This is a genomic window from Campylobacter concisus, from assembly GCF_015230015.1.
Lineage (GTDB): Bacteria > Campylobacterota > Campylobacteria > Campylobacterales > Campylobacteraceae > Campylobacter_A > Campylobacter_A concisus_AF.
This window is the reverse complement of record NZ_JAAKZC010000019.1, coordinates 1-17668: the sequence shown is the minus strand read 5'-3', so window position 1 is coordinate 17668 and position 17668 is coordinate 1. Positions and strand designations below refer to the sequence as shown.

Annotated in this window: 15 protein-coding genes; 8 read left to right on the top strand and 7 right to left on the bottom strand. The window is 37.5% G+C overall.

All coding sequences use genetic code 11. The annotated features are described in order from the left end of the window. Positions 1-61: 61 nt before the first annotated feature. The 6 genes from G6W42_RS09080 to rpsR all read left to right on the top strand — a co-directional run bounded on the left by G6W42_RS09080 (position 62) and on the right by rpsR (position 5102). Positions 62-880, top strand: a complete 819-nt coding sequence (locus G6W42_RS09080) for an HDOD domain-containing protein (RefSeq protein ID WP_194173747.1) — start codon at positions 62-64, stop codon at positions 878-880. Next, positions 877-2796 (top strand): RNB domain-containing ribonuclease, encoded by a 1920-nt coding sequence (locus tag G6W42_RS09075; RefSeq protein WP_194173746.1) that lies wholly within the window; start codon positions 877-879, stop codon positions 2794-2796. The genes G6W42_RS09080 and G6W42_RS09075 overlap by 4 nt, the downstream gene beginning before the upstream one ends. Continuing rightward, positions 2789-3787, top strand: a complete 999-nt coding sequence (gene holA / locus G6W42_RS09070; protein ID WP_194173745.1) for a DNA polymerase III subunit delta — start codon at positions 2789-2791, stop codon at positions 3785-3787. Before G6W42_RS09075 ends, holA begins: the two co-directional genes overlap by 8 nt. Before the next feature lie 77 nt (positions 3788-3864). Next, positions 3865-4284 carry a 30S ribosomal protein S6 gene (gene rpsF / locus G6W42_RS09065; protein WP_087582544.1) on the top strand — a complete coding sequence of 140 codons (420 nt, stop codon included), beginning with the start codon at positions 3865-3867 and terminating at the stop codon, positions 4282-4284. A 13-nt stretch (positions 4285-4297) separates the two neighbouring features. Then, the gene (locus G6W42_RS09060; RefSeq protein ID WP_103645301.1) at positions 4298-4825 is read left to right on the top strand and encodes a single-stranded DNA-binding protein; all 528 of its coding nucleotides are present in this window, start codon (positions 4298-4300) and stop codon (positions 4823-4825) included. Positions 4826-4841: 16 nt separating this feature from the next. Beyond that, positions 4842-5102, top strand: a complete 261-nt coding sequence (gene rpsR, locus G6W42_RS09055; RefSeq protein WP_004317775.1) for a 30S ribosomal protein S18 — start codon at positions 4842-4844, stop codon at positions 5100-5102. A 562-nt stretch (positions 5103-5664) separates the two neighbouring features. Here rpsR and hpf read toward each other — a convergent pair. The 6 genes from hpf to fliW all read right to left on the bottom strand — a co-directional run bounded on the left by hpf (position 5665) and on the right by fliW (position 13108). Beyond that, positions 5665-6192 carry a ribosome hibernation-promoting factor, HPF/YfiA family gene (hpf, locus tag G6W42_RS09050; RefSeq protein WP_194173744.1) on the bottom strand — a complete coding sequence of 176 codons (528 nt, stop codon included), beginning with the start codon at positions 6190-6192 and terminating at the stop codon, positions 5665-5667. An 80-nt stretch (positions 6193-6272) separates the two neighbouring features. Beyond that, the gene (locus G6W42_RS09045; protein WP_194173743.1) at positions 6273-6710 is read right to left on the bottom strand and encodes a hypothetical protein; all 438 of its coding nucleotides are present in this window, start codon (positions 6708-6710) and stop codon (positions 6273-6275) included. Continuing rightward, complete coding sequence (locus G6W42_RS09040; RefSeq protein WP_194173742.1) at positions 6707-7690, bottom strand: prepilin-type N-terminal cleavage/methylation domain-containing protein; 984 nt, start codon at positions 7688-7690, stop codon at positions 6707-6709. Before G6W42_RS09040 ends, G6W42_RS09045 begins: the two co-directional genes overlap by 4 nt. Further along, the gene (locus tag G6W42_RS09035) at positions 7687-8340 is read right to left on the bottom strand and encodes a prepilin-type N-terminal cleavage/methylation domain-containing protein (RefSeq protein ID WP_194173741.1); all 654 of its coding nucleotides are present in this window, start codon (positions 8338-8340) and stop codon (positions 7687-7689) included. Before G6W42_RS09035 ends, G6W42_RS09040 begins: the two co-directional genes overlap by 4 nt. Next, positions 8334-12671 carry a hypothetical protein gene (locus G6W42_RS09030; RefSeq protein WP_194173740.1) on the bottom strand — a complete coding sequence of 1446 codons (4338 nt, stop codon included), beginning with the start codon at positions 12669-12671 and terminating at the stop codon, positions 8334-8336. The genes G6W42_RS09035 and G6W42_RS09030 overlap by 7 nt, the downstream gene beginning before the upstream one ends. Before the next feature lie 53 nt (positions 12672-12724). Continuing rightward, positions 12725-13108: a flagellar assembly protein FliW gene (gene fliW, locus G6W42_RS09025; RefSeq protein ID WP_012140104.1), complete on the bottom strand. Its 384-nt coding sequence runs from the start codon at positions 13106-13108 to the stop codon at positions 12725-12727. Positions 13109-13220: 112 nt separating this feature from the next. Here fliW and G6W42_RS09020 point away from each other — a divergent pair, with 112 nt between their 5' ends. Both G6W42_RS09020 and lon read left to right on the top strand, forming a co-directional pair. Continuing rightward, on the top strand, positions 13221-13868 hold the full coding sequence (locus tag G6W42_RS09020; protein ID WP_194173739.1) for an outer membrane protein assembly factor BamD: 648 nt from the start codon (positions 13221-13223) through the stop codon (positions 13866-13868). 8 nt (positions 13869-13876) lie between these two features. Further along, positions 13877-16294, top strand: a complete 2418-nt coding sequence (lon, locus tag G6W42_RS09015; RefSeq protein WP_194173738.1) for an endopeptidase La — start codon at positions 13877-13879, stop codon at positions 16292-16294. A gap of 566 nt (positions 16295-16860) precedes the next feature. Here lon and G6W42_RS09010 read toward each other — a convergent pair. After that, a partial coding sequence (locus G6W42_RS09010) for a hypothetical protein (RefSeq protein ID WP_194173737.1) occupies positions 16861-17668 on the bottom strand: 808 nt, incomplete at its 5' end.

Below are 17668 nucleotides of genomic sequence, written 5' to 3'. Positions count from 1 at the left end.
AAGTTTTATGTTGCAGCTTTTTGCTATAATGTGGCAAAATTTTCAACAAAGAGTTATCTTAATGAACGAATCAATTTTTAAAAAAATCAAAGCACTTCCCCCACTAGACGATACTGTTGTACAAATTCAACGCCTACATGCTGACGAAAATAGCTCAATAAATGACCTTACAAAAGTTGTCGAAAAGGACCCGATGCTAACGGCCAATATTTTGCGTTCGGCAAACTCTCCGCTTTATGGTTTTTCTCAAGAGATCACGACCATAGCAAGAGCTATTTCGCTTTTTGGCATGGCTACTATCCGCGGTTTTGCGCTATCAAGTGCCATTAAAAAGACTTTTTCTATAAATTTAGAGCCATACGACATTACCGCGCAGGATTTTTTAAATATCTCGATCATGCAAAACGCCCTAATGTATCACTGGTACTCAAAGATAAAGCCTAAAAGCTTAGAGATCCTCTCTCCAGCTTCATTTATGCTAGAAGTTGGCAAGATCGTCCTTGCTCACGAGCTCACAGAAAATGGTCAAACAAATGAATTTAAGACAAAACTAAAACAAATTTCATCTACATACGACCTTGCACTTTTAGAGTCTGAAATTTTAGACATCACAAACGAAGAGGTCACGGCTAAAATTTTTGAGCAGTGGAATTTAGAGATCGAGCTTGGAAATTCCATCCTATATTCAAATTTACCTGAAGAGGCGCCTGACCACGTAAAAGAGTACGCAAGAGCATTAAAAGTAGTAAAAACAGCGGTTAATATCTTTAACCAGCTTGACGATGTGAGCGTAAATAACGCAACACTTCTTATAAACGAATATGGCTTTGAGAGAGATACATTTTTAATGGCTGTTAGCAAAGTCAAAGATAATTTGTGAAAGAATTTTTAACATCACTTCTAGTTGGCATCAAAGAAAAAGAGATATCAAACGAAGACAAAGAGATCTTACGTAATCTCATAAACCTTGGTGCCGTAAGCTCCCACAAAGATAAATTTTACCTAAACAACGGCTATGTCTGCGGCAAGCTAGACATCAGCCAAAACGCAACTGGCTTTATCATGCCATTTGACAAGCGATTCAAGCAAGATATCATCGTCGAAAATAAAAATTTAAACAACTCTCACCTCGGCGATATCGTACTTGCAAAGCTTTTGCCGCTTAAGAAAAAACGCCAAAGCGCTAAAATAGTGATGAGCCTAAAGCTTGCAAATGAGACAAGCGTCGTCTATACCAAACGCTTTGGGGTGGCCATTTTAGGGGTAAATTTAAAAACTGGGCTAAGCACAACCCTAAAGGCAACTCAAAAAAGCTTAAAGATGCTCCCGCTTGGGACGCTACTAAAGATAAACAACCTAAACAACGAAATAGTCGAGGTTTTAGGAAATTTAGAAGATCCGTTAAGCGACGAGAAAATTTCGCTTGCTATTTATAATAAAAACGATAAATTTAGCGAGGCCTGCGAGCTTGAGGCAAAGGCATTTGGCGATGAAGTCGATGCTAGCATGTATCCAAACAGGGTTGATCTGCGAAATTTAGAGTTTTGTACGATCGATCCAGTCGATGCCAAAGACTTTGACGATGCCATATATTTTGATGAGAAAAAGCGTGAAATTTACGTCGCTATCGCTGATGTAAGCGAGTATGTGACTGCATATAGTGCTATCGATAGCGAGGCTAAAAAAAGAGGCTTTTCTATCTACTTTCCGCACATCTCAGTGCCGATGTTGCCGCGAGCGCTAAGTGAAAATATCTGCTCACTAAAGCCAGACGTGCCGCGCCTTGCATTTTGTTTTAAAATTTCACTCGATGCAAACAACGAGGTAAAAAAAGAGGAGCTTTTTGAAGCGATAATCCTTTCAAAAAGGCGCTTTAACTACGACGAGATCGATGAAATTTTAGAGGGCAAAAGAGAGTGTGAAATTTCATGGATCAAGCCACTTTTTAAACTTACCACAAAGCTTCGCAAGAAAAGGCTTTTGCACGCATTTGACTTCAGGACAAAAGAGCTTAGAATGAGCCTTGACGATGAGGGTCAAATTTCGCAAACTAGGTTTGAAAGCGACTCCGACTCGCATAGACTAGTAGAGGACTGCATGCTTTTAGCAAACAAGGCCGCCGCAAAGCTCATCACAAAGGGCGTTTTTAGAAACCACGCATCGCCTGATTTTAAAAAGATAGATACGCTTCTTGAGGACTTGCAACTTTTAGGGCTTGACTTTACCTATGAGAGCGACCTTGCAAATTTGATAAGAAAGATCCAAGCAAAGGCCGATGAGATGGGCAACCGCGAAGAGATAGACAAGCTCATCATCAAGTCTCAAAAAAAAGCTGAGTACTCAAGTGAAAATTTAGGCCACTTTGGGCTTGGATTTGACAGATATACACACTTTACAAGCCCTATTAGACGCTATTCTGACCTTATTTTACACAGACTTTTAAAGGCTAAAATTTCAAAAGATGAGAAGCTTTACAACTTCTTACTTTTAAACATCCAAAGCACCTGCGCAACCTTAAGCGATCTTGAAAGAGAGGCCGACAAGGTAGCCTACGACTTTATGGATAGGAAATTTGCACGCTGGGCAGCCGCAAATATCGGCAAAGAGGTGCGTTGCTACGTTAGCGAAAACCAAAATGTCTTGGTCGCTAAGCTTGATGATCATTTTGTTGGCGCTAGGATTTTCATCACTGGATACAGCGCAAATTTACTTCAAAAGCTTGTCGTAAAGATCACAGAGGCCGACATCGCGAGTGCTAAAATTTTTGCAAAAGTGGTAAGAAAGATCGATGTATAGAAAAGATTTGGAGCTAAATTTAGCAAATGCAAATTTAAGCAACTACTTCTTGCTTTTTGGGGCGGACGAGTTTCAGATCGAGCTTTTTGGCAAGGAAATTTTAAGCTTTTATACAAGCGAAGATGCAAATTTATTAAGCCTTTATTTTGACGAGTACAACTACGCGCAAGCAAGCTCTCACCTAAGCGAGCAGTCGCTTTTTGGCGGCAAAAATATCCTCTATGTAAAAAGCGACAAAAAGATCCCAGCAAAAGAGCTAAAAGAGCTCATCTCGCTTTGCTCAAAGAGTCATGATAACTACTTTTTGTTTGAGCTTTATGAGGCCGATATGAAGCTAGTTTTTGATACGCAAAAGGCATTTGGGGCAAATTTCGCTAGATTTTTTAAGCCTTCAAACCCAGATGAAGCGATAAATTTACTAGCCAAAAGCTCAGCCAAAATAGGCCTAAACATAACCAAAAATGCACTTTATGAGCTTTACTTTACGCATAATGAAAATTTATACCTTGCAGCAAGCGAGCTTACAAAACTAAAGAGCCTAAACACTCACATCGAACAAGACGATGTAAAAAGGCTAGTTTTTGGACTTGGCGGGATAAATTTTGATGACTTTTTCAATAAATTTATGGCTCTAAAAGATATAAAAAACGACTTTTTTACCTACTTAGAAGATCCAAATTTTAATGAAATTTTACTTCTAAACTCACTTTATAAAGCATTTTTTAGGCTATTTAAAATTTACTCTTACATCAAGATAAATGGCCGCTTAAATTTAGACGAAGCGATCGGCTATCAGCCACCTGTAAATGTGGCAAATTTACTAAAAGCAAATAGCTTAAAGCTAAGTTTAAATGCCTATTTAGAGATATTTAAAACACTAAATTTAGCCGAGCTAGAGCTAAAAACAAATACAAAAATGGATAAAGAAATTTTCGTTTTATCAACCATTTTAAATCTGCAGCACCTCATATCAACAGCAAATATTAAGTAAATTTAAGCTAAAATCCACCCTTGCTTAATGCAAAATCCTTGCTCACAAAGTGAGCTAAATATCCATAAGGAGAAAAAATGAAACATTACGAGCTTTTATTTATTCTTAAGCCGACATTGACGGAAGAGGAAGTTAAAGCTAAGGTTGATTTCGTAAAAGAAGTCATAACAAAAAACGGTGGCGAGATCGCTACTGTCGTTGAGATGGGCACTAGAAAACTAGCTTATGCCATCAAAAAATATGAGCGTGGAACATATTTTGTTATCTACTACAAAGCTCCACCGGCACTTCTTGCAGAGCTTACAAGAAACGTAAGAATCACAGAAGATATCATAAGATTTTTAAGCGTTAAATATGAAAACAAACGCGAAATCGCAGCTTGGGAAAGACTTTGCAAAGGTATCAAGCAAACTATAAAAAAAGAACCTCGCGAGCCAAGAGCACCACGCGAGCCAAGAGCTGAAAAAGTAGACGAGCAAACATTTACAGAAGAATAATCAAGGATAAAAAATGTTCAATAAAGTAGTATTAGTTGGAAATTTAACCAGAGATATAGAGCTTAGATATACTACTAGCGGCGTTGCCATAGGAAATTCTAGTATAGCTGTGACACGCAAAATCACCTCAAATGGGGAAAGAAGAGATGAGACTTGCTTTATTGATATATCATTTTTTGGCAAGAGTGCAGAGATAGCAAACCAATATCTCAACAAGGGATCAAAGCTGCTTATCGAAGGAAGACTCAAATTTGATCAGTGGACCGACAATAACGGACAAAATCGCTCAAAACACTCTATCGCCGTTGAGAGCATGGAGATGCTTGGCTCAAATAACCAAACGCAACAAGGCGGATACTCTATGAATAGCCAAAATAGCGGTGGCTACGGACAGCAAGGCGGATATCAAAGTAACCAATATAACCGCCAACAAGAAACTAGACCACAAGCTGCACCGCAAAGAAAGCAAGAGAGTTATTCAGAAGTTCCTGATATAGACGTTGATGCTGATAGCTTCAACAACGAAGAAATACCGTTTTAATTTTAAAGGATAAAAAATGGCAGAAAAAAGAAAATATTCACGCAAATATTGCAAATTTACAGAAGCAAAGATTGATTTTATAGACTACAAAGATACTTCACTTTTGAAGTATTGTTTGTCAGAGAGATTTAAAATCATGCCAAGACGCCTAACTGGCACATCAAAAAGATACCAAGAGATGGTAGAAAAAGCGATCAAGAGAGCTCGCCACGCAGCTATCATACCTTATATAGTTGATCGCAAAGACGTAGTTTCAAACCCTTTTGAAGGTCTATAATCCATAAACTTTAGCCCTTTCTTGGGCTAAAATCTTTTAAATTTATCTCTTAATCTTTACTATTTCTTATCTTTTATAAAATTCCTCATCAAATTCTTAAATTTATAAGCATTTTAAAGCCACCAAAGTAGCCAGATTTATCTAGATATTGTCTAATTTTTAAATTTACCTCGTAAATTTTTCACGCTTTTTGAAAACTTTTTTATAAATTTAATAGTCAATTTTTAAATTCTATAAGCATTTTAAAGCCGCCAAAGTAGCCAGATTTCTCTAGACATTGTCTATTTTTTAAATTTACATATTAAATTTCATCAAGTTTTTTTGAAATTCTTTTATAAATTTCACTCGTTATGTTCTTAAATTTATGCACCATTTTTAAACAACAAAATATTCAACGAATGCTTTTTAAATTTATTACGCAGTTTTATATTATTTGCAAGTTAAACTTAGAGCTTGTCCATGAAAATTCTGCCAATGACACAAAACACCAAAAAACACAAAATAAAATTTAAAACAAGAGTTAAAAGTGGATAATAAATTTAGGGGCAAAGCGCCCCTAGTTTTAGTAAAGACCAAAAGTTCCGTCTGTTCTTTTGTAGATGACGCGCATTTTGGCATCGACATCGTTAAATACGTAAAATTGTTTATCGCTTGATTTTAGTTTATCAAGTGCCTCTTCGATCTCTAGCGGTTTGTAAATTTCAAGCTCCATAGGCACGATCTCCTCGACGCCTTCGATCTTTTCTTCGCCTATTCTCGAGCGAAAATCTTTATCATCAGCCTTACCTTTTACAGTAAATTTCTTATCATGCTCTCTTCTTAAAACTTTTGAAGCCTTTTCAACCGCAAGATCGATCGCTGCGTATAAGTCTTTATCTTTTTGGCGGACGACTATCGTATCTTTGTGGGCCATATTTAGAGAAAATTCTGCATTAAAGCCCTTTTTGCCTTGCTTTTCATCTGCTCCTACTACACATCTTGCTGAGATGATGTCAAGGTTGTACTTGCCAAGGGTGTCAAAAGCGTCTTGGATATAGTTTTTGATGGGCTCTGTTAGCTCAAATTGTTTTCCTACAATGCTTATGTTCATCGCAATCTCCTTTATAGAAAGTAAGATGATTATAACACGACGAAACTAAAAGCAAATTAAAGTAAAATCTTTATAAAATTTTAAAGTTTTTGAAGAGTTCGTTTGTGAAAATTTATAGGATTTGAGGCTTTTCCAGGTTTTGAGCTGACAAAAACATCGAGCATTATCGTGCCTTGATTTACTCCGGTAGCAGCAACTGCGTCACCAGAGCAAATGCCCATATCGCCAAAATATTTTACAAATACTTTAAAGGTAAAAAGGTCGCCAAATTCACCACTTATCGGATTGTGCTCGTCGCCAAGGCAAACTGCTCCAGTTTTATAAAAGTCATTGCTTATGATAGCTAGCATGGCGTACTCAGTCGCAGCGCGGGCTACTAGCTCACTTTGCTCTCTTAGATAAATTTCGCTATTTTGCTTAACTGAAGTACTGGCGATCGAAAGAGCTAGCATACAAATAGAGCTTGCGATAACCACAAAAAATATCGCCGCAATGAGTGTAAATCCTCGCCTCATCAATAGACCGCCTTTGACTTACAGATGGTTATCTCTGAGTTTTTTGCTCTCATGCAAAGTTTTAGCACGATGACGCCATTTTTTTCAGTAAAAACAAACCTCGTAACGTTTTTGGCAAGGGTTGCTTTTTCACCATTTGATTTATATTTTTCTCCCATCCATGGACGATAGTCGTAGTATAAATTTAGATCAAAGACGCCATTTGCTGTATCTTTTGGATCAGCGCTTTGCTCTGGTACTATGGCGTTTGCTGTGTAGGCTAGATGATACTGCTCTGAAATTTGCTTGCCACCAAAACCTGAAATTTCTAGCGTATTGCCGTTTAAACCACTTTGACCGCCTTTTACACCAACCTTTGCTATATCTAGATCAACAGGCACAGTTCCATTGCTATAGCCAAAAGAGCTTTGCACATTGTAATAAACATCAGAAAATATCGCTACAACGCCGCCATCCTTTTTTGTAAAATCCACACAAGTGGCATTTGTATCTTCCCTACAAGTTAGATCTTTTATAGTCTCGACCACTCCAGTAGTGAAATTACTTCCAGGACTTATCAGACCAGTTGCTGGCGAACTATTAGCAAGATCTACGTAGCCGCTATATCGTCCAACAACTGGCTTTCCGTCCTGCTCTATGACATTGTCATTAGCATCAAGAGATATAACGTCATTAAAAATCTCATACGCATAGGGGATAAATTCTAAAATTTCATACTTAGCATCTAAATTTACTCTATTATCATTTAGCGCCAAAAAAGCTCCATCAGTTTTTCTAGCGATCACGCTTGGTTTTATGCGGTGCTCTAGCCTCTTTGAAATTTGCTCCAGCGCGATCTCCGTTTGCGTCTCGAGCTCATTTACTGTCTTTGTTTGAAAGTAGTTTGAGTAGATGTTCATTATCGCATTAAAGCTCATCATAGCGATGATACCAAGTACGACGATGACTACTACTAGCTCAAGAAGTGTAAAGGCTCTTTTCATTTCCACGCTTTCGTATTTAGCGAGCCGCCCTCACCTAGGTTAAAAGCATAAGCTCTTAGCACTGATTTCGTCTCTTGTTTTGTGTCATTTTTATATGAAATAGCAGTTACAATTATCTCTTTTACGTCGCTGCTTTTTATTTTTAATGGTAATTTTGGCTTAAACCAGCCATTGCTCTCATTCACAATTACATTATAGTCTGAGCCAACTATATAGTCTCTATTTTGATTTGTTGTGTTTAAATTTTTATCCAATATTCTGCCATAGTAATCCACAGACCTCACTGCCGTATCAGGTGCTAGATCTGGTGAATTTTCATAGGCAAAAACTCTATGTCCGTCGCCTGTTATTTTATTTATCTTATAAAATTCGTTTCTATGATCACCTGGCTTTAAGATGATAGGAAAGAAGTAAGCCGTCTCAGCGCTACTGCCGCCGATATTTGTCGAGACCTTGATGACCTTGTCGCTAAAAGGAGCTTTTAAGATAAGGCCCATATACGTCTTAGCATTCATCAAACTCTCTTGTGTAACCGCCTTTTGATTTAGCTCAGATGTGGTCTTTAGTACAAGTGGTATCGACGTGCTGATGATCGCCACAACGACTATCGAGAGGATAAGCTCTATAAGAGAAAAGCCTCTTTTTACCAAGAAATTCTCCTATTTGTCTTATCGCTTAGATCATTAAAGTTGTTTTCGCCACCTATGACATTTCCCACGTCACCTTTGCCAGAGCCACTTTTTAAGGTCTTGCCAGCCCAGTCGCCATTTGGCACGAGAAATCTCACTGTGAAATCATTTGTCACCGCATCTTTATCAAATTCATTATATATGAGCCAGTTTTTTGTATGCATTTTGGCTATATCTGTAACTGCTCGGTTATTTTTTACATAAATGTAGCTGATGCCGTCACTAAGTGCTGTCTCTTTGGCTGTATCTCGTGTAGTGTGATTTGAAAAGCTGTAACTATCGACATTGCCATAACTAGCATCGTGCAGAGGATTTACATACCATGAGTGCGTACCCGCAAACTCCTCCCAGCGAGCGCTTGATCCTGGTTTTTGCAACATAAATTTACTCTCATCGCAACCATTGCAATACACTCCGTAGTAAATTTTTGCCTTAAAGCCAGTGTTTGGTCCCTCATAGTAAGGTGCATATGTCCTAGCGTAGTAAAATTTCGCCGATGTTTTCCTAGATGGTTTTAAGTATTGGCTACCTTTTGTTTTATTTATGCTATTTTCATCTTCGGCTAATTTTGTAAAAGTAAATATATCACTTGTTACCTCAAAAGGATTTTTAGCTACATTTTTTTCGCGCTTGAAGTTAAATTTGAGATCTATCTCAGCTGTGCCATCACTTCTAAAAGCCTCTTTTTTTACCATATAGCCGCCGTCATGAGGTGATGCTTTTAGCTTTTGAACAATCGCATTTTGATCAGTAGTACCAAAAAATAATATCTCGCTATTTAGCTTTTTAACACCATCTTCACCACTGCTTAATTTTGACCCATTGTTGTCTATATAGTTAGGTATTATATCCCCTACCTTTATATTAAAGACAGCATTACTTGCATAGCAGCCACTTTTATAAAGATGCGCTGTGTTGTCGCCAGAAGCTCTTGGATTTTCATTAGACAACATTGCTTTTACTTTAAATTTTAATGTCGGTGACCACAAAGTTTCCTCATTTGAGATATATGAAAAGTCACTTGATATGATCTCAAAATCACTCACATCAAGATATTCTGGGATAAAATTTAGTTGATTGTGTTGTTCTTCGAACACTATATTACAACCTATCCTACCCATGCCATCTGGATCGTGACTTGGATTATTTGGATCTATTGATAAATCATTATTGTATAAATCCAGTGGATTATTTCGGTTTTTCCTAGAGTCTCTACTATACGATTTTACGCAGTCATCTCCATGATTTGTATCTTGATCCACGCTTGTATAAACTGAGTCCATAGCGTAAAAATTTGTATCTCCGATGTCTGAGAAAGAAAGTCCTACCTTGTTAGTGCTAATATTTGTAATAACTCCGATAGCCTTATTTGGGTTATTGAAGCTTATCTCAAATTTATTTTCTCTGCTATCTTTGTCTGATAGATCTGCTGGTAGAGTGCAGCCAGCAAATACCTTAGGTAGTAGTTGCGCTCCATCACCAGCCTTCATATCACTACTTGCAGTACTTATAAATCCTTTTGTAAGGTCCCCTTTAGCATCATAAGCACCGATTATAAAATCAGTATGACTTTTACCACCTATCATAGGGCCATTAGGCGAATCATAAATATCAAATTTAGCTGGTCTAACAGCAAAAGTATCAAAGTCTTCGCATTTTTCATCAGTTAAATTTGTAAGCTTATTAAGATAACTAAGCTTTACATGAAGAGCTGGATATGGTATCGGCACTGTTACGCTTTTTGTAAGAGTGTGTGTCGCGGTAGTAAAATTATAAGTTTTTTCAGGTATGACCGAATTATTTGAGCTACAATCAGTCACTAGCTTTAACGTCACGTCGGTATTTGAGTCAGGTGCTTTTAAAGCCCCGCTAGTCTTATCATAGTTTGATATCGTGATATCAAAAGGCTTGTTTGCTATCTTTGTAAAAAGTCTATTTTTAAAATTTGGACCTGCGTCATCTGCTTTACTTCGCGGATAGAAGTTATTTTCATCTTCATTAGTTACCGTTAAACTATAGTTTGTGGGTACACATTCATTTATCTTGCCTTTATATTTTATGGTCTTACCAGCGATAGTACTTTCATATTCAGCTTCATAGCCTATCTTACGATATTCAGAATTTGCACCTACAGTCCCTACAAATCTAATATCCGTTGGATATCGATATGATCTTTCTATTGTACCACCTTGAGAGCTATTAGCGTCTTGGCCGACGTAATACCTTAGATTATAATCACTTAATTTCTTAAAATAATGCGCTCCATTATCGTCCATAGGGCATGCTACGGTTGATCCACTAGGTTTAAAAATTTCCGTACAACCAGATTTATCCACATAGCTCATAAATTTAGGATCAATGTTGACTTTTACTTGAACTTTTCGTGCATCTTCGTTGCCTTTATTTTTTATAGTAGTTAATACTTTTATCAAGGTTCCAGGTTTTACTGAAGTAGTACCTTGGCCTTCCTTAGTTACATTTTTATCATCAATATATATAGTTCTACCTTCTGCATTTTTACCTTCCTTGGTAATAAAAATCTTTTCTTCATAACAAACATCAGGGTCATAAAGTATCGTTGAAAAACCAGCCATTCCGAGATTTATCCTATCACCTTGGATATTGTCACCTATCTTTTCAGCCTTTACGTTAAACTTAATATCAACCTCACTTTGCCTATGTGACATGAAATTTGATATATCAAATATATCTAGATCCATCATTGCATTATATTTTTTATTTACATTGGCAAGTTTGCCAAATCTCGTTATAGATGAGTCAAACTGATTGTGTTGTAAATTTAATCCTGACGGAGATGCGGCAGTAAAAAGACTCTCGAATGGACCATCTTTCTTTTTTATCATTATATCCTCACCTATAATCTCTTTGCGTCCACCAAAACCCATAAATGCCAAACTAGAATCTATAGTTCCAGCAGATGGAGTAAAAAAGTCTTCAAATTTTAAATTTATCTCTGTTTTTTGTGCACTTTGTAATACCTTATTTCTTTCGACATTAGGCGAGATATTTGCCATACCACTATAGATATTAACATCCCTTGGTTTTATGTGTTTGTCCTCTCCAACCTTCTCACCAAAGTCATAAACTATAACTAAGCTCCAACCACCAAACTGAGATGGCACATAGCTATATATCCAGCCTCCATCACCATATAAAACCGCACCATAAGATAAGGTTAAAGTCCTTGTTTCATTACTTATCGTTACATTATAGTTGTAGTTCCTAGATAGTTTAAAGATAGTTGATGCGATGTTACCAACTGCAAATGTCCTGCCAGCCTCAGTTGTACCAAGGCTATCTTGTACTAGTTTAGTTACATCAGCACTTGCTTGATAGACAAAGTATGATGCACCACTTCTTGCACCCAAATTTGATCTTTGGGCTGTTTTGTTTGGGTCAGCTGTATTATAGTGAACTGCATCTTTGTAATTGCCACTTGGATCACCGCACCAATTTGCATAGGTAGTATCATTTGGGTGATCTTTGTGATAGCAGTATGGGTAGTAAGTATCTCTTGGCACTGAGTTTTTATTATAAGAAGTAAATGAACTCTCCCACTTAATATCATTATAATCAGCTTTTACAGTATATATTCCTTTTGGTGTTTTAAATTTAACGCTTGAGTAGCCAAAAATATCTTCAAATAAATTCTTTAGCAGCTGGTATTCTGCAGTTCGTTCACCATATATAGCACCGCCCCAGTAAAGCCTTGCGTATTTTATCTTTTTACCATCTATATTATTTCGTTCAAATTCACTTTTATTTTCAAATTTAAAAGTCGCGCGAGATGAGTTTTTAAATCTCCTACCAGCTAGGCTCGACTCTTCATTGACATATGTCTTTTCAACAATCTGAGAGGTTTCAACCAAAGGATCGCCTCCAGCAGCACTTGCCTTTGGATCAAAGTTATAGCCAAGTACCCTTGGCATGATAACACTGGCTCCGATAACGTCCATATCGCCAAAAATTCTTGTAAATTTATCTTGCTTACTAAGTGTATTGTCTGGATTGTTATTATCAAGATATCCGTCTAGTGTTACTGATTGGCTATTATTTGAAGTTGGATCTGATGGATATACCACCCATGTATTTTGAGCACCAGTAACACAATGCTTCATGCCATCAAAGTCGATCTTGCAAACTTTTCCGTTACAGCTTGCAGTTTGCTCTGCGGAGCACTCACCGACACTAGCTGGCAATACAAGAGCATCAGGATCAACATCGCCAAAAACATAGATAAAAGAAAATAGGAATAAAAAAAGAATTTTCAAATTACAATCTCCTTAATGTAATTAGAGCTAAGAGCTCTAAACGTCCTTGTTTGTTATTTTTGTATGAAATTTTCTATCATTTCAGCTTGTCCGTATTGTGGATACTTTGTAACGTCAAGCACTACTTGAGATAAAGTCATATTGTCCATATTGCAAACGATAGGAGCCACGAAATTCACGGTTGATTTCTCAAGTGGGAGGGCAACTACGATGATGTTGTAAATTCTAAGTTGCGAGCTCTCTTTGATATCCATAAGCTCTTCATAGTAGCTTGGGATGTCAAATTCATAACTTCTTAACGCGAAAGGATTTATCATTGTAAAAGATGTTTCATCATCTTTACTTGCTAGCTTAACAAAAAATTTATCGAGCTCAATAAGTTCCATCGTCTTGATATGCTCGAAGCCTAAAATAGGGCTTTTAACACTAAAAATCATACTAACTCCTGTTTTGTAAAATTGCCTTATTTTAGCATAGTTTTAAAAAATTTATACAAAAATAATGCCAAAAAATGTAAAATAAGCGAATTTAAAATTTTTAAGGAAAAGCATGAAAAGATTTTCTAAATTTCTAGCAGTAGTAGCTCTTTTAGGGCTTTTTAGTGGTTGTGCTGAAAAATACACCGAACTTTACAATCTAACTCCAGACGAGTGGTACGCTCAAGTCATCGCTGACATAAAAGATGGCGATCTGGAGTCAGCTGATAAACACTACGTTTCAATGGCTAGCGAGCACGTTGCAAGCCCACTTTTGGAGCAAATTTTACTCATCCTTGCCCAAGCTCATGCAAATGACGAAGAGTATCTCATGGCAAATCACTATCTTGATGAATACATCAAAAGATACGGCGATAACGGCCCAAAAACAGAATTTGCTCAGTATCTAAAGATAAAAGCAAATTTTGACTCATTTACCCAGCCAAACCGCAACCAAAAGCTCATGGAAGATAGCGTAACTGAGATCGAGAAATTTCTTTATATGTATCCAAATACCGAGTATAAGCCACTTATCGAGACTATGCTCATCAAATTTAAACTAGCGCTTTACTTCTTAGACATACAAATAGCAGATCTTTACAAGAGAACTGGACGTGACGTTTCGGCTAAAATTTACGAGCAAAAGCTAGAAGAGTCGCCGTTTAAAAACTCAGACCTTATCAAACCTGACGTGGCATGGTATAGAAAACTGTTTGAATAGGAGAAATTTTGCAAATAAACGAAAACAAAAGCTTGCCAACCGAAATTCCTATCATCGTTGAAGACGAGCTATTTTTATATCCATTTATGATAACGCCGCTTTTTTTGAGCGACGAAGAAAATTTAAAAGCTCTTGAGCTAGCTATACAAGAGGAGACGCCGATCCTTGTCGTGCCTACAAAGCCCCAGCAAGACGGCGCTAGAGACTTTGACGGTATATATGACGCAGGCGTGATCGGCACGATAATGCGCCGTGTGCCACTGCCAGATGGCCGTGTGAAGGTGCTATTTCAGGGCATCGACAAGGGCAGAATTTTAAAACAATCAGGCATAAATCCACTCCGTGGTATCGTCGATATGCTCCACGTCAAGCGCCCATCACAGGTCAAAACTGACGCTCTCATCGTGGTTTTAAGAGAAAAGGTAAGAGAGCTTTCGCAGTTTAGCCACTTTTTCCCGCCTGATCTTTTAAAAACGATCGAAGAGAGCGCTGAAGCGATCAGGGTTTGCGACCTAGTCTCAAGCGCACTTCGTCTAAAAAAGCAGATCGCTTATAGCTTTTTTATAGAAGAAAATTTAGAGCAGCGCCTACTAAAGCTCATCGACTACGTTATCGAAGAGATCGAGGCAAACAAGCTTCAAAAAGAGATAAAAAACAAAGTCCATTCAAAGATCGACAAGACAAACAAAGAGTACTTTTTAAAAGAGCAGCTAAAGCAAATTCAAGCTGAGCTTGGGGCGGACACTAGCCGAGAAGAGGAGCTTGAAGAGTACCGCAAAAAGCTTGAAGCTAAGAAGAAATTTATGGCTGAGGACGCCTATAAAGAGATCAAAAAACAAATAGATAAGCTTTCTCGCATGCACCCAGACTCGGCCGATGCAAACACTTTGCAGAGCTACCTTGACTGGGTACTTGAGATCCCATTTGAAAATATAGCTAAGAAAAAATCCTCTATCGCCGAAGTGAGCAAGCACCTAAATGCCGACCACTACAGCTTAGAGAAGCCAAAAGAGCGCATAGAGGAGTATTTTGCATTGCGTGAGCTTTTGGAGCTTAGGGGCGTTGGCGAAAAGGTAAATAATGGCGCCATTTTATGCTTTGCAGGCCCTCCAGGTGTGGGTAAAACCAGCCTTGCAAACTCAATCGCAAAGGCGCTAAAGCGCGAGCTAGTTAGGATCGCACTTGGCGGACTTGAGGATGTAAACGAACTAAGAGGCCACCGCCGCACCTATATAGGCGCTATGCCAGGCCGCATCGTGCAAGGACTCATAGAAGCCAAGCAGATGAACCCAGTGGTTGTATTAGACGAGATCGACAAGGTTGGCAGAAGCTACAGAGGCGATCCGACCGCTGTTTTACTTGAAATTTTAGACCCAGAGCAAAACAACAAATTTAGAGACTACTACCTAAATTTCAACATCGATCTTAGCAAGATCATCTTCATCGCCACAGCAAATGACGTGAGCATGATACCAGCTGCACTTCGCGACAGGATGGAGTTTATTGAGCTTAGCTCATATACCCCACAAGAGAAATTTGAGATCGCTAAAAAATATCTCTTGCCCCAAGAGCTTAAAAAGCACGGCCTAAAACCAAGCGATGTAAGTATCAGCAAAGAGGCACTTGAGCTAATAATTAGCGACTACACAAGAGAGAGTGGCGTGCGAAATTTACGCCGCAGGATCGCTGACATACTAAGAAAAGTCGCTAAAAATATCCTCACCAAAAAGAACGAAGGCAAGATCAGCGTCACGGCTAAAAATTTAAAAGAGTTTTTAGAGAAAAAGGTCTATGAGATCGAGCCAGCAGATAAAAAAGATCAGATCGGCTTGGTAAATGGCCTCGCGTGGACCAGTGTCGGAGGCGACGTGCTAAGGATCGAGGCTATCAGGATCCAAGGCAAAGGCAGCATGCAGATCACCGGTCAGCTAGGCGACGTGATGAAAGAGAGCGCTCACATCGCATTTAGCGTTGTAAAAGTGCTGATCGATAATAAAAAGCTAAAAGTGCCGATGAATATCGTGCCAAAATTTGACGATGACAAACACAAGCTAGAAGCCAGCGACGTTTATAGACGCTACGATCTGCACTTGCACGTGCCAGAGGGTGCGGTGCCAAAAGACGGTCCAAGCGCTGGCATCACGATGACAACGGCGATCGCATCGATACTTACTGATACAAAAGTAAGACACGATGTGGCGATGACTGGCGAGATCACGCTAAGTGGCAGGGTGCTACCTATCGGCGGGCTAAAAGAGAAGCTGATCGCCGCTCACAAAGCTGGCATCAAAACAGCTCTGATACCTCGCAAAAACTACGATCGCGACCTTGTCGATATCCCAGCTGAAGTAAAAGGCGACATGAAGATCATCGCCGTAGATACGATCGATGATGTACTAAAAAACGCTCTTGTAGCTAAAAAATAATCCATACTCTAGCCCTAATCTCACTTTAGGGCTAGATAAATTTATAATCCTAAAAGTACAAAAAGCACATATAAGTAGTTGATAATTTAAACAATATAACGCGAAAATTTCTAGTAAATTTTAAAATTTCATGAACGAGTAATTTCGGCTCTGATTTTAGTGGCAAGCTTTGCGAGACCTAAAATCAGTAGTCAATTTATCGGCGCGCATTTAAAATGGCAGTATCTTGCATTTAAAATGATAGTGGAGAAAAAAATCGGGCTTTGCATACTATCATTTTAAATGCAAGATTTAACCCTTAAAAAGCATAAAAATTCGTCAAATAAACTTTAAATACTATTGAATATTTAAAAATCGAAAGATCTCATAAGAGAGTATCCTATCAAAGGTAAGATACGTTCAAGCTCTCAAAAAATAAATTTAAAGACATTTAATAAGCCTTTGAAGACCCTTTAACCTATCTCATAATTTTCATAAAAAATCTCATTTTTTGCCTTAATGTAAAAAATGAGAAACTTAACAATATTAATTCGATCTAAGGCTACTAGAAATTTTGTAAGTTTTATCTATTGATTTATAGAAATAAAATACTCTTCGTTCTGGAGCTCTTCTATATTTTTGTAATCCATAAAAAGTTTTGGTAAATTTCTTATTATCCCTTTGTATCCTATACTGCTATATATTGCAGCATTTATCAATGTATTTAATTTTAAGTATATAAACATTACTTGTGTTATCTCGTCTTGATTTTTAAGAATGCTAGTTATGGACACATTTCCATGTAAGAAATGATTCCTAAGCATAATACACTTTTTATCTAACTCGTTTAATTTAATTGTATTTTCATCAAACAATGATAATAACTTATCATTGTTTGGTAGATTAAATATATTGTCAATTCTGCCTAATATATTTTTCTCTTTTTCTTTTAAACTAGAATTATCTCCTATGAGTCGTTTTACTTCTTTCTTGAGCTGCTTAATAAAATCTTTTTCATAAGTAGTTCTTTTTATTCCAGTTCTCTTATTGTCCGATTCATTTTTTTGCGTTAAAATTTCTAAAACTGTTGCAAGTAATCTCATTGAGTAGTAGCTTATAGACAAGGTATTTACTATCATTAACGTATCTATCGCTTCTCTGAAATTTATATTGTCTAGCATTTTATCTATCAAATTTTCAAAATCTTTTTTGTTAAGTGTTTTATTTTTTCCATCGATATCAACTTTTTTATTTGAGAAGCAATATTGATGCGGATTTCCTTCTATTGTGTAAAAGCCACTTTTGTAAGTAGGAGTAAAGCAACTTGTGTATTTAAAATTTTTGTATTCTGAGCATTCCAAATTATCACTTTCAAAATAATAACCTCTATCCATC

Coding starts and splice junctions, on each gene's coding strand:
- fliW (WP_012140104.1), bottom strand. CDS start 13,108: ATGATTTTTAGTGTTAAAAGCCCTATTTTAGGCTTCGAGCATATCAAG.
- G6W42_RS09040 (WP_194173742.1), bottom strand. CDS start 7,690: ATGAAAAGAGCCTTTACACTTCTTGAGCTAGTAGTAGTCATCGTCGTA.
- holA (WP_194173745.1), top strand. CDS start 2,789: ATGTATAGAAAAGATTTGGAGCTAAATTTAGCAAATGCAAATTTAAGC.
- rpsR (WP_004317775.1), top strand. CDS start 4,842: ATGGCAGAAAAAAGAAAATATTCACGCAAATATTGCAAATTTACAGAA.
- G6W42_RS09020 (WP_194173739.1), top strand. CDS start 13,221: ATGAAAAGATTTTCTAAATTTCTAGCAGTAGTAGCTCTTTTAGGGCTT.
- hpf (WP_194173744.1), bottom strand. CDS start 6,192: ATGAACATAAGCATTGTAGGAAAACAATTTGAGCTAACAGAGCCCATC.
- rpsF (WP_087582544.1), top strand. CDS start 3,865: ATGAAACATTACGAGCTTTTATTTATTCTTAAGCCGACATTGACGGAA.
- G6W42_RS09060 (WP_103645301.1), top strand. CDS start 4,298: ATGTTCAATAAAGTAGTATTAGTTGGAAATTTAACCAGAGATATAGAG.
- G6W42_RS09080 (WP_194173747.1), top strand. CDS start 62: ATGAACGAATCAATTTTTAAAAAAATCAAAGCACTTCCCCCACTAGAC.